The organism is Streptomyces sp. NPDC032721, from assembly GCF_055579625.1.
The window spans coordinates 99,585-111,898 of sequence record NZ_JBVIMX010000007.1 but is presented as its reverse complement, the minus strand read 5'-3'; the positions used below and the strand labels follow the sequence as shown (position 1 = coordinate 111,898).

Annotated in this window: 7 protein-coding genes and 1 pseudogene; 5 read left to right on the top strand and 3 right to left on the bottom strand. The window is 72.9% G+C overall.

The annotated features are described in order from the left end of the window. Positions 1-26: 26 nt before the first annotated feature. Together ACZ5PB_RS16520 and ACZ5PB_RS16515 are read right to left on the bottom strand one after the other, a co-directional pair. Positions 27-545, bottom strand: coding sequence for an SUKH-3 domain-containing protein (locus tag ACZ5PB_RS16520; protein WP_468691698.1), 519 nt, complete (start codon positions 543-545; stop codon positions 27-29). A gap of 10 nt (positions 546-555) precedes the next feature. Beyond that, positions 556-1,041, bottom strand: a pseudogene (locus tag ACZ5PB_RS16515) (YwqJ-related putative deaminase); the annotation flags it as partial. A 606-nt stretch (positions 1,042-1,647) separates the two neighbouring features. Here ACZ5PB_RS16515 and ACZ5PB_RS16510 point away from each other — a divergent pair. From ACZ5PB_RS16510 to ACZ5PB_RS16500, 3 genes are all read left to right on the top strand, one after another. Next, the gene (locus ACZ5PB_RS16510) at positions 1,648-2,634 is read left to right on the top strand and encodes an SMI1/KNR4 family protein (protein ID WP_468691696.1); all 987 of its coding nucleotides are present in this window, start codon (positions 1,648-1,650) and stop codon (positions 2,632-2,634) included. A 7-nt stretch (positions 2,635-2,641) separates the two neighbouring features. Further along, positions 2,642-5,449, top strand: a complete 2,808-nt coding sequence (locus tag ACZ5PB_RS16505; protein WP_468691694.1) for an SUKH-4 family immunity protein — start codon at positions 2,642-2,644, stop codon at positions 5,447-5,449. 184 nt (positions 5,450-5,633) lie between these two features. Continuing rightward, the gene (locus ACZ5PB_RS16500; RefSeq protein WP_468691693.1) at positions 5,634-6,521 is read left to right on the top strand and encodes a cellulose-binding protein; all 888 of its coding nucleotides are present in this window, start codon (positions 5,634-5,636) and stop codon (positions 6,519-6,521) included. Positions 6,522-6,842: 321 nt separating this feature from the next. Here ACZ5PB_RS16500 and ACZ5PB_RS16495 read toward each other — a convergent pair whose 3' ends face one another. Continuing rightward, positions 6,843-8,453, bottom strand: coding sequence for an MDR family MFS transporter (locus ACZ5PB_RS16495; RefSeq protein WP_468692097.1), 1,611 nt, complete (start codon positions 8,451-8,453; stop codon positions 6,843-6,845). Positions 8,454-8,763: 310 nt separating this feature from the next. On the opposite strand from ACZ5PB_RS16495, the gene ACZ5PB_RS16490 reads away from it, so the two are divergent. Together ACZ5PB_RS16490 and ACZ5PB_RS16485 are read left to right on the top strand one after the other, a co-directional pair. Beyond that, positions 8,764-9,582, top strand: coding sequence for an ABC transporter ATP-binding protein (locus ACZ5PB_RS16490; protein WP_468691691.1), 819 nt, complete (start codon positions 8,764-8,766; stop codon positions 9,580-9,582). Next, positions 9,579-12,179 carry an ABC transporter permease gene (locus ACZ5PB_RS16485; RefSeq protein ID WP_468691689.1) on the top strand — a complete coding sequence of 867 codons (2,601 nt, stop codon included), beginning with the start codon at positions 9,579-9,581 and terminating at the stop codon, positions 12,177-12,179. Before ACZ5PB_RS16490 ends, ACZ5PB_RS16485 begins: the two co-directional genes overlap by 4 nt. Positions 12,180-12,314: the final 135 nt, after the last annotated feature.

Here is a 12,314-nt window from a genome sequence, read left to right as displayed (position 1 = left end):
GGCCGCGCACAGCCGGCGGCGCGCGGTCAGGCCGTGGTGAGGCGGTGCGGCCCGGCGCCGGTGATGAGGGTGGCCAGGGCCTGGTCGAGGGTGTGGCCGAGGAACCAGTCGCCGGTGTGGTCGAGGCTGTACACGCGGCCCTCGGTGTCGACGGCGAGGGTGGCGTGGGGCTCGTTGGTGGCGTGGTTCTCCTGGCCGAGGGGGCAGACCTCGGTGCCCAGCGCACGGCCCAGGTCGGCGAAGGTGCGGGCCAGGTGCAGCCCGTGCAGCGGGTCCAGGAGCACCGGGGTGGGGGCGATCTGGCGGCCGTGCCCCGGCGGGTTGATGTACAGGCCGCCGAACTCGGCCCAGGCCTCGACCGCCGCCGGGAAGACGCTGTGCCGGTGCCCCGCCGGGGAGACGTGGTCGCGCAGGACGTCCGCCCAGTGCTCCGCCTGCTTTATGTCCCAGCGGCCCGGCTGCCAGCCCGCCTCGCGCAGGGCGGCGTCGACCGCGACGGGGAAGCGGGTGGTGCTGGTGTTGGGCTGGTGGTGCGTGGGGGACATGAGGAGCGGGTCAGCCCTTCTCGGTGGTGGGGTCCACCGGGCGTACGCCGAAGTGGGCGAGCAGTGGTGCGCAGGAACGGCACGGCGGGGCGTAGCTGCCGTGCAGCGGGTCGCCGTCCTCGCGGATGCGGCGGGCGGTGAGCTTGGAGTGCTTGAGGGAGCGGCGGGCCTCGTTGGCGGTGAGCGGCTTGCGGGCGGCGCGCTTGGAGCGGCCGTGCTCGGCGGCGGCGAGGTGCCGGGACAGCAGGATGGCCTCGGGGCAGCGGCCGGTGAACCGGGTGCGCTGACCGCTGGGGAGGGTGTCCAGGAAGTCCTGCACCAGCGGATGCAGTACGGGCGGCCGGTCGCCCCTGCCCGCGGTGCAGGTGAGGGTGTCGGCGCCGCGCACCGAGAGGGCGGCGGCGACGGCGGGAAGTATGCCGTCGCGGCGGTGCAGGAGGGTGGGCGGCGGGGCGTCGGTGTGGTTGCTGCTCCAGGTGAGGCGGGGATCGCCGGATGGGGCGGGGGAAGCGGCGGCCGGGGATGCGGCTGCGGATCCGGGTGTGGATCCGGATGTGGATCCGGGCCCGGACCTGGGTACGGCTGTGGAGCCGGCGTCGGTGCGTGCCGGCGGGGTGCCCGACGGGTCCGCCGCTCCGGCGGTCGCGGTCGCCGTCGCTGTGGTCGTGGCTGTCGCTGTTCCCGTGGCTCCCGCTGATCCTGTGATGTTCGTCGTCCCCGTTGTCCGCATTGTCGCCAGTGCGGGTGCTTTTCCTGTTTGTGCAGTGCGCATGGTGGTGCGTTCCCTCCCTGCAATCCCCCGAGTTGCGGGGACAGCCTGCCAAATGTGCCCGGTGGTGCGGAAGCTGGGGCACTGGTTCGGGCGCGTCCCCCGCAAGAGGAGGGATGCGGAACGGGGTGCGGATGGCGTGCGCCGGGGGTGTGGATGAGGTGTGGGTGAGGTGCTGGGGCGGGTGCGGGTGACCGCCCGTGGACCGGCGGTGGACCGCCCGTTACGGGGGCGTCGTACAGGCATCGGAGCGGCCGTCCAGGGGCAGGACCCCCTGTTGCACCACCGCATAGGCTGTGGTGAATCAGCCAGACGCAGCAGGGGGCAACCGCCATGACGACAGGTCGGCTCGGGCAGTCCGCGCCACCGAACGCGGCCTACGCCGGGCAGCTCGTGAACTTCCCGGACCCCGTCCGGGCCGCCCGCCACCCCAAGGGTGTGCGGGTGGACGGGGACGGCTACCCGGTGTTCACGCCGTACGCGCGTGCCGCCGCCGAGATCGCCGAACCCCCCGAGGGCTTCGGCGTCGACGAGCTGCGGCTGACCGACTACGTGTCGGCCAACGCCGCGCTGCACGCCGAGGGCCACGAGCTGTGGGAGACCCTCGACCCGGTGGCCACCCCGCACGGCTGGACCTGGCACCACGTGCCGTACACCCGTCGCATGGAACTCGTACCGGTGGAGGTGAAGGCGCTGCTTCGCCATCACGCCGGGCTCGCGACGACCGCCGTGGACCAGGACAAGCGCGGCACGCGCCCGCTCCAGGAGACCCGTCCCGTCCACTTCGGACTGCCGAAGGGGACCGTCGCCGTCTCCGAGAGCCAGGTGCTCGGCGTGGAGGAGGACCTGGGTTACCGGCTGCCCGGTGCGTACCGGACCTTCCTGAAGGCGGCGGGCGGGTGCGCGCCCGCGGGGGCGGCGCTCGACCCGGAGCTGGGGCTGCTGGTGGACCAGCCGTTCTTCACCGTGCGGGACGAGGCCGGGGTCAACGACCTCGTGTACGTCAACAAGTGTCTGCGCGACCACCTCACCAAGGACTACCTCGGCGTCACCTTCGTACAGGGCGGGATCCTCGCCGTGAAGGTGCGGGGCGAGGGCGTCGGTTCGGTGTGGTTCTGCGCGTACGACGACGCGCGTGACCAGGACGGATGGTCGGTGCAGGAGCGGGTGGAGCGGTTGCTGCTGCCCTGCGGCGACGATTTCGACGACTTCCTGCAGCGGCTGGCGGGCAACCCGCCGGAACTGCAGACAGTGGCGGATCTGATGGTGGACGGCGGCTTCGCGCGCGCCGTCGCCGTATCGGTCTCGGACGAGGGGTGATTGTCCGATGGTGACTTTCGCGCAGGCGCAGGAACGTGCGGACGAGTGGGTCAACGGGGACGTGCCCGCGTACCAGCACCGGGAGGTGCGGGTACGGGAGTTCGACCTCGGCTTCGTGGTGTGGGCGGAGGACCGGGAGAACGGTCCGGTCTCCGACGGCGGCAGGCAGCGGCTGGTCATCGCCCGCGACAGCGGGGAGGCCACGCTGTGGCCGGAGATGCCGGTGGGTGAGGTGATCCGCCGGTACGAGGAGGAGTACGGAAGCTCCTCGGACGAACCGGAGGCGCCTGCTCCGGCGCCGCAACGGGTCGATCTGCAGCAGACGTCGTTCCTGCTGACGCCGCCGGAGTGGTTGCAGGAGGCGGCGGACAAGATGGGGATCCCGGACCGGAGGGCGGGGGGCTCGGAGGGTTCCGGTGCGGGTGCGGGTGCGGGTTCGGGCTCTGGGGCTGGTTCCGGCTCCGGTCCTGGGGCCGATGCCGGGGTGACGCCCTGGCCCGCCGCGGCGGGCGGGGACGCTTCCGCCGAGTACGAGCCGACGGCCTCCGACGGGGTGCCGGTGACGGGGTCGGATTCCAGCCACGGTTCCGCCGGTGCGGCAGGTGCGACGGGTGCGCCGTCGGCCGGGGCGACGCCGTGGGCCGGTACGGACACCAACTCCGACGCGGGCGGTGTTCCGCTGCCCGCCACGATGTTCGCGCCGCCGCTCGTCGGGGCGGACGACGACGACACGCCGCCGCCGGGGATCGGCCCGGAGGCCAAGACCTCGCTGCTGCAGGGCGGCAGCCAGCTGCCGAGCACGGCGGTGGCGCCCGCGTTGCCGGAATCGGCGGTTCCGCAGGGGCAGGGACAGGGGCAGCCGCAGCCGTTGCCGGGGAGCGGCGTGGGTGGTGCCTCCGGTGCTCCTGGTGCTCCCGGTACTTCGGGTGCGCAGCAGCCGTCGGCTCCCGGTGCGCCCGGAGCCCCGCACCGGCCCGGGCTTTCCGCCGGTGCCGAGGACATCGCCGATGCCGCGACCAGCAAGGCCACCCTGCCGCCCGGCGCCCGCCGGGGCGGTGGCTCGACGACTCCGCCGCCGCCCGGTGCTCCCGGCACGCCGGGTGCACGGCACGGTGTGGGTACGCCGTCGTCCGGCCCGGGTGCCCCTGGGGCGCCGGCCGGGGGCTACGTACCGACGGCGATGGTTCCGCACCTCGGGAACGAGGGGGCTCCTGGTGGCCCGGCGGCTCCTGGTGCGCCCGGTGGTCCCGGTGCGCCGCAGCCGCCCGGCCCGCCCGGCCCGCCCGGTGCCACTCCGCCTCCCGGCGGGGGAGTTCACCATGCCGCGACGATGCTGTCCCCGCCGAGCCACGGCGGCCAGGGTGTGCCCGGTGCTCCGCAGCCTCCCGGCCCGCCCGGCGCTCCTGGTGCCCCCGGCGGCGGCGTACACCAAGCGGCGACCATGCTGTCCCCGCCGAGCCATGGCGGTCAGGGTGGTCCCGGTGCGCCGCAGCCTCCCGGCCCGCCCGGGGCTCCTGGTGCTCCCGGTGCGCCTGGTGCGCCTGCCGGTCCCGGTGCCACTCCGCCCCCCGGCGGGGGAGTTCACCATGCCGCGACCATGCTCGCCTCGCCGAGCCACGGCGGTCAGGGCATTCCGGGTGCTCCCCAGCCCCCCGGCCCGCCCGGCGCCCCCGGGGCTCCCGGCGCGCCTGGTGCCATGCCGCCGCCGCACGCGCAGCAGGCACCGCCGCCGCACATGCCCCCGCCCCAGCCGCACCAGGCACACCAGCCGCCCCCGGGGCACCAGCAGCCCCCCGCGTACGGCTATCCGCCGCAGCAGCCGTCCGGGCTGCCGACGGTCGGTCCCGGCTACCAGGCCGTCCTGCGCTACCGCGCGCAGGACGGTTCCGAGCAGCAGCTGATCCGCCGCTCGGCGCCCGGTACCCCGCACCCGGAGTGGCAGATGCTGCACGAGTTGCGGGCGATGCAGGTGCCGCCGCAGCAAGTGCTTGAGCTGCACACGGAGTTGGGTTCCTGCGAGCTGCCCGGTGGCTACTGTGCGCGCATGATCCGGGAGACCTGGCCGCAGGTGCGGATCACCAGCGTTGCCCCGTACGGCACCGATCACGCCTCGCGCCAGCAGGGCATGCAGCACCTGCTGACCCATCAGGGCGAGCTGCACCAGGTCGCGGACGGGCCCGCGCGGCCCGCCCCGGTGCGGGCGCCGCTGCCGCACCCCAGTCAGCTGCCGCAGATCCCGCCGGTTCCGCCGGAGGGTGTCGCACACGAGCTGGCCTCGGCGTTCGGCCCGCAGGCGATCTTCCGCTTCGACCAGGGCGCGGTGTCGCGCCAGGGTGTGCCCGAGGCGGTCGCGGTGACGCTGATGTGGGCCGGGCTGCCGGTCGACTTCGGTCCGTTCTTCTGGGCGCAGGCGGTGCCGGGACAGCCGGTGCCGACGCTGGCGGAGCTCGCGCAGCAGCGCGGGGTGCAGCCGGCCTCGGACGCGGGTTCGTACCTCGTGATGGGTTCGGACTTCGGGCGGGCGATCTGCGTCCAGTACGGCACGGCGAACATCGTGGCCGTACCGGTGGAGGCGGGTCCCGGCGGGCAGCCGGTGCCGCCGCAGTTCGTGAACACGGGCCTGCCCGAGTTCGTACGCTCCCTGGCACTGCTGGGACGGATGTGGCGGCTGCGCTTCGGGCTCAACCCCGAGCAGGCGGGCCGCTGGACCGTCGACTTCCAGGCGCAGCTGGCCGCGCTGGACCCGGCGGCACTGGCGTCGCCGGAGAGCTGGTGGTCGGTGCTGCTGGAGCAGATGTGGGACGGACTGCTGTAGTGACGAGGTGATCGTCCGGTACGAGGCCGGGGCGCGCGATCCCTTCACGGGGTCGGGCGCCCCGGCTTTTTGCGTGCCGGGGCAGGGCCGGTTATCTGGTGGAGTGTCGCGTTATGGACACTGGAGTGCGATCCATCAGGATGTGCCGGAGTTCTTACGGAGACCGGAGTAAGGGGAAAACAGGATGAACGCATCGACGTCACCCCACGGCTTCACCACGGTGCGGGGCCGCGGCTACCGCCCCGAACAGGTGGACCGCCGGATCGCCGGCCTCTCCCGGGACCGCGACGACGCTTGGGAACGGGCGGCCCGGCTGACCGTCCTGGCCAAGCAGCTGGACGCGGAGGCGGACACCCTGCGGGAGCAGGTGGCGCAGCTGGCCCCACAGACGTACGAGTCGCTGGGCGAGCGGGCGCGCTCGATCCTGCTGCTCGCGGAGGAACAGGCGCAGGAGCTGCTGGACTCGGCCGCGGAGGAGGCGACGTCGGTACGTGACGCCGCCGGGACGGCCGCGCGCCGCGCACGGGACGAGGCCAGGGCGGCGTCCGACGCGGTGCGTGCGCAGGCGGAGGAGGCGGCCGGCCGGGTGCTGGCGGCGGCCCGCGCGGAGTCCGACGAGTCGCGGTCCGCGTCGCGCGCGGACGCCGAGCTGTGGCGGGCGGAGGCGACGGCCGCATGGAAGGAGATGCGCCGCCGCACCGACGGCATCCTCGCCGACCTCCAGAAGGACCAGGCGGAACGGTGGGACGAGGCGGAGCGGCAGATCGCGGAACGCGAAGCCGCCGCCGACGAGCACTTCGCCGCCCTGACGGCCAAGGCGGAAGCGGCCGTCGCCGCCGCGACGAAGGCCCTGGCGGAGACGGGCGAGGCGGCCCGCCACGGCCAGGAGGACGCGGAGGCGCGGGGTGCGGAACTGGTCGCGGCGGCCAGGGTCCAGGAGGAACGCGTCGTCCGCGAGACGGAACGCGTCCTGCGGGAGCACACGGAGACCCGCGAGGAAATGCAGGCGCACATGTCCCACATCCGCAACAGCCTGTCGACCCTCACCGGCCGCACCCCGGCAGAAGGCTGACCACCCGCGCCTGCGGCGGGCGATGCCCCTCCCCACCCCTTCCCGCTGTGCTGGATTTGCGGCTGGCGCCGCGCGGCGCTGGAAGCGTTGGGCGGTGTCGCGCCTGCGGCGGGCAAGTGCCCCTCCCCGCCCCTTCCCTAGACCGCTGGCCGCGGGGCCAGGGGTTGCTTACGCGCGGGCCGGTGGGTGGTTGCTCGCGCAGTTCCCCGCGCCCCTAGGTGCCTAGGGGCGCGGGGAACTGCGCGGCCAGCCAAGAACACACCCGCACATGACCACCGGCCGTGGCCGGGCCCGCCACCTCCCCGCCCACCCACGCAGAGCTCAGGCTTTGTGGGGTTTGAGGAGGGAGGGGCCCGGCGGGGTGTCCTCCGTGGGTGGGGTTTCCAGGTCCGGGAGGACCGGGAAGCGGCGGGGGGCCAGGAACAGCAGGGCAAGCAGGGCCAGGACTCCCGCCCCCGCCGCGCCCAGGTACACGTGGTCCACCGCCGTGTCCACGGCCCGCCGCAGGTAGTCCGCCGCCGCACCCGGCAGCGTCGACCCCGGGTCGGTCAGTGCGTGCGAGACTGAGTCGAGGTCTCCCGGCAGGCCGTCCCTGATCCCCTCCGGCGCCTGCGCCAACCGCCCCGCCAGCGTCGCGTTCGCCACCGCCCCGAACAGTGCCGCCCCCACGCTCTGCCCCAGCTGCCGGTAGAAGAGGATCGACGCCGTCGCCGTCCCGCGCTCCGACCAGCCGACCGTCGACTGCACCCCCACGATCAGCGGCAGCTGGAAGAGCCCGAGCGCGGCCCCCAGCAGCAGCATGATCAGGGCGGGCTGCCACGCCTCCCCGGGGAAGGGGAGCAGTGGGAAGGCCAGCAGGATCAGGGTGGCCAGCGAAATCCCGATGACCGCGGTCTGGCGGAACCCGATCCTCCGGTACACGTGCTGGCTCAGTGCCGCGGAGACCGGCCAGCTCAGGGTCATGATCGACAGCACGAACCCGGCCGCCGTCGGGTCCAGCCCGAGCACCGACTGCGCGTACGTCGGCAGGAAGACGGTCGGGGCGACCATCAGCAGTCCGAGCGCGCCCAGCGCGATGTTCACCGCGGCGATCGTGCGCCGCCGCCACACCCAGCCGGGGAGGATGGGCTCGGCGGCCCGCCGTTCGACCACCACGACGACCACGACCAGCACCGCGCTCGCCGCGAACAGCGCCAGCGACGGGGCGGAGAACCACGGCCAGACCACTCCGCCCTGCACCAGCGCCGTCAACAGCAGCCCGCCGCAGGCGAATACGGCGAGTGCACCGGGCCAGTCGATACGTGAACGTACGGGCGCACCGGTCCGTTCCCGGCGCCGGTCGTGCTCCGGTTCACGCAGGTACTTCGCGATCAGCCACATCGCGAGCGCCCCGACCGGCAGGTTGATGAGGAAGATCCAGCGCCAGTCCGCGTACCCGGCCAGCAGTCCGCCCACCGCGGGCCCGGCGACCGCCGAGACCGCCCAGACCGTGGACAGCCTGGCCTGGATCCTGGGGCGTTCCTTCAGCGGATAGAGGTCGGCGGCGATCGTCTGGACGGTGCCCTGGATGGCGCCGCCGCCCAGGCCCTGCACGATGCGGAAGGCGATCAGGGCCGGCATGTTCCAGGCGACGGCACAGAGCACCGAGCCGAGGAGGAAGAGCGCGATGCCGGTGATCAGGACCGGCTTGCGGCCGAAGGTGTCGGACAGCTTGCCGTACACCGGGAGGGTGACCGTGACGGCGAGCAGATAGCCGGAGAAGAGCCAGGAGAAAACGGTGAACCCGCCGAGGTCGCCGACGATCTGGGGCACCGCGGTGGAGACGATCGTGCCGTCGAGGGCGGCCAGCGCCATGCCCAGCATGAGGGCCGCGACGACCGGGCCGCGGCGGATGTCCCGTACGGGAGGGGCGGTTGGTTCCGGGGGTGTCAGAGGGGTGGGAGGTGTCGGAGGTATGTCGTCCGGGCTTCCCTTGTCTCCGCCGCTGCTGCCGTCCACCGAAGTCCCTTCCCTCTGCACGTACTTGTTCGGCCCAGCGTCTCATCCGCAGGTCGGGCGGGGGAGGGTGCAGAGCGGGTGGAGGACGCCCCGGGGTGCGCTCCACCCACGGGTTGAGGGGCATGTGGGGGGTTACCCCTACAGGGGTGGAGACCGGCTTCGTACCCCAGGCCGAGGTGTTCGCGAGGGTTTTTCCTTAGCTTGGTCATACGGGTAAGTACGGGATCGGATAAGGGGACTTCGTATGACAACGGCAGTGGGCGTAACCCAGTACGGGGGCACGGGTGGGCGTACGGCCGTTGCCGCCCGGGCGCGGCAGGTCGTCAAGGCTTACGGGGCGGGGGAGACCCGGGTCGTCGCGCTCGACCGCGTCGACGTCGACATGGCGCGCGGGGAGTACACCGCGATCATGGGTCCCTCCGGGTCCGGCAAGTCGACGCTGATGCACTGCCTGGCCGGGCTCGACTCGGTGACCGAGGGGGAGATCTTCCTCGCGGACACCGAGCTCACCGGACTCAAGGACAAGCAGCTCACCCAACTGCGCAGGGACCGGGTCGGGTTCATCTTCCAGGCCTTCAACCTGCTCCCGACGCTCAACGCGATCGAGAACATCACCCTGCCGATGGACATAGCGGGCCGCCGCCCCGACCCCGAGTGGCTGGCCCAGGTGGTGGAGACCGTCGGGCTCGCCGACCGGCTGAAGCACCGGCCGACCGAGCTCTCCGGCGGCCAGCAGCAACGGGTGGCGGTGGCGCGGGCGTTGGCGGCCCGACCGGAGATCATCTTCGGTGACGAGCCGACCGGGAACCTCGACTCCCGGGCCGGCGCCGAGGTCCTGTCCTTCCTGCGCCGCTCCGTGGACGAGCTGGGGCAGACCATCGTGATGGTCACCCACGACCCGGTCGCCGCCGCGTACGCGGACCGGGTGCTGTACCTCGCGGACGGCCGGATCGTCGACGAGATGCGCCGCCCGACCGCCGAGCGGGTCCTGGACAAGATGCTCAGCCTGGCCGAAGCCGGACGCGGCATGCCCGTGGCGCAGGAGCGGGGGCGCAGGGCATGACCGTCTGGAAGACCTCGATGCGCAACTTCTTCGCGCACAAGGGACGCATGGCGCTGTCCGCCGTCGCCGTCATCCTGTCGGTGGGCTTCGTCTGCGGAACCCTGGTGTTCACCGACACCATGAACACCACCTTCGACAAGCTCTTCGCCACCACCTCCGCCGATGTCTCCGTCGCGCCGAAGACGGACAAGGGCGACAACGCCGCGGCGAACTCCGGCCGCCCGCTCGCCCTCCCCGCCTCCGCCGTCCGTACGGTCGCCGGGGCCGACGGCGTGAAGGAGGCCGAAGGCACGGTCAGCAGCACGTCGGTGACCGTCGTCAACAGCGCCAACAAGAACATGGGTTCCGACACCGGCGCCCCGACCATCGCGGGCAGCTGGTCCGCCGGTGACGCCCGCTCCATGGACATCACCTCCGGGCACTCCCCGCGCGGACCGACCGAGGTCATGGTCGACGCCGACACCGCGGACAAGCACGGCCTGAAGCTGGGCGACGAACTGCGCACCATCGCCGTCACCGGTGACTTCACCGCAAAGATCAGCGGCATCGCCTCGTTCCGCACCACCAACCCCGGCGCCACGGTCGTCTTCTTCGACGACCGCACCGCGCAGCGGAAGCTGCTCGGCGGCCCGGACCGCTACACCGAAATCAGCGTCACCGCCGCCCCCGGCATCTCCGACGAGCAGCTGAAGACGAACGTCGGCGCGGCACTGGGCGCCGCCACCGGCGCCGCCGCGACCCCGGACACGTACAAGATCCTGACCAAGGCGGAGGCCGCCGAGGAGAACAAGAGCGACCTCGGCTCGTTCCTCGACGTGATGAAGTACGCGATGCTCGGCTTCGCCGGGGTCGCCCTCCTGGTCGGCATCTTCCTCATCATCAACACCTTCTCGATGCTGGTCGCCCAGCGCACCCGGGAGATCGGGCTGATGCGGGCACTGGGCTCCAGCCGCCGGCAGGTCAACCGGTCGGTGCTGCTCGAAGCGCTGCTGCTCGGCGTCATCGGCTCGCTGCTGGGCATCGCGGCCGGTGTGGGGCTGGCCGTCGGACTGATGAAGCTCATGGGCGCCGTCGGCATGAGGCTGGCCACCAGCGATCTGACCCTGAAGTGGCCCACCCCCGTCATCGGTCTGGTGCTCGGTGTCGTCGTCACCGTCGTCGCCGCCTACCTGCCGGCCCGCCGGGCGGGCAAGGTGTCCCCGATGGCGGCCCTGCGCGACTCCGGAACGCCCGGCGACAGCAAGTCCGGACGGATCCGGGCCGGAATCGGGGTGACCCTGTCGCTGCTCGGCGGGGCCGGGCTCTATCTGGCCGCGGAGTCCGCCAAGGCGAGCGAGGGCGCCCTCTTCTTCGGGACCGGCCTGGTGCTCACCCTCCTCGGGTTCGTGGTCGTCGGACCGGTGCTGGTGTCGTTCGTCGTCAAGGCGATCAGCGCCGTGGTGCTGCGGGTCTTCGGGCCCGTCGGACGGATGGCCGAGCGCAACGCGCTGCGCAACCCGCGACGTACCGGAGCGACCGGATCCGCGCTGATGATCGGGCTCGCCCTGGTGGCCTGCCTGTCGGTCGGCGCCTCCTCGATGGTCGCCTCGGCCACCGACGAGCTGGACCGCTCGGTGGGCGCCGACTTCACCGTACGGTCGAACAACGGGCAGCCCGTCCTGCCGCAGGCCCAGCAGGCCCTCACCAAGGCCGACGGGATCGCCCGCGTCACCCACTACAAGCTGGTCGACGCCAAGGTGACCGCACCCGACGGCACCACGGAGCGCAAGGCACTGTCCGCCACCGACCCCTCGTACATGCAGGACCAGCGGCGCGAGACCGTCTCCGGCGACCTGGCCGCGGCATACGCGCCGGGGGCGATATCGGTCGGCGAGGACTACGCGAAGCAGCGGAAGGTGAAGGTCGGCGACCCGCTGACCGTGGCCTTCCCCGGCGGGAAGAGCGCCCGGCTCAAGGTCGCGGCGATCACCTCCGACGACGTCAACGTCGACAAGGGGGCGATGTACCTCAACATCAGCACCGCCGCAGGCCACATACCCGCCGACCGGATGCCGCAGGACATGGCGCTCTTCGCGAAGGCCGCCGACGGCCAGGCGGACAGGGCGTACGCGTCGCTGAAGGCGGCGGCCGCACCGTACCCGCAGTACCGGGTGCTCAACGCCACCGACTACAAGGAGGACCTCCGCGCACAGATCGACCAACTGCTCAACATCGTCTACGGGCTGCTGGGGCTGGCCATCGTGGTCGCCGTCCTCGGTGTGGTGAACACGCTCGCCCTGTCGGTCGTCGAGCGGACCCGTGAGATCGGTCTGATGCGGGCCATCGGCCTCTCCCGGCGGCAGCTGCGGCGGATGATCCGGCTGGAATCGGTGGTCATCGCCCTCTTCGGCGCCCTGCTGGGCCTGGGTCTTGGCCTCGCCTGGGGCGTCGCCGCCCAGAAGCTCCTGGCACTGGAAGGGATAGCGGTCCTGGAAATCCCCTGGCCGACCATCCTCACCGTCTTCGCCGCCTCAGCCCTGGTCGGCCTCCTGGCCGCCCTGGTCCCGGCCTTCCGCGCGGGCAGGATGAACGTCCTCAACGCCATCGCCACGGAATAGCCCGGCCGGCCCGCCCCGGCCGGGAGTCCGCCCGGCCCCGCCCCGCGCCCGACAGCGCCCCACCGCGCCGCTTCCGCCAGCGGCTGTCGGTGGGGCGTCGTAGGCTGGGAGACCCCCGGCCCGTGAGACGTGTCG

Bases quoted from the DNA above. Each gene is read 5' to 3' on its own strand.
- ACZ5PB_RS16505 (WP_468691694.1), top strand. From the start codon at position 2,642: ATGGTGACTTTCGCGCAGGCGCAGGAACGTGCGGACGAGTGGGTCAAC.
- ACZ5PB_RS16520 (WP_468691698.1), bottom strand. From the start codon at position 545: ATGTCCCCCACGCACCACCAGCCCAACACCAGCACCACCCGCTTCCCC.
- ACZ5PB_RS16500 (WP_468691693.1), top strand. From the start codon at position 5,634: ATGAACGCATCGACGTCACCCCACGGCTTCACCACGGTGCGGGGCCGC.
- ACZ5PB_RS16485 (WP_468691689.1), top strand. From the start codon at position 9,579: ATGACCGTCTGGAAGACCTCGATGCGCAACTTCTTCGCGCACAAGGGA.
- ACZ5PB_RS16510 (WP_468691696.1), top strand. From the start codon at position 1,648: ATGACGACAGGTCGGCTCGGGCAGTCCGCGCCACCGAACGCGGCCTAC.
- ACZ5PB_RS16490 (WP_468691691.1), top strand. From the start codon at position 8,764: ATGACAACGGCAGTGGGCGTAACCCAGTACGGGGGCACGGGTGGGCGT.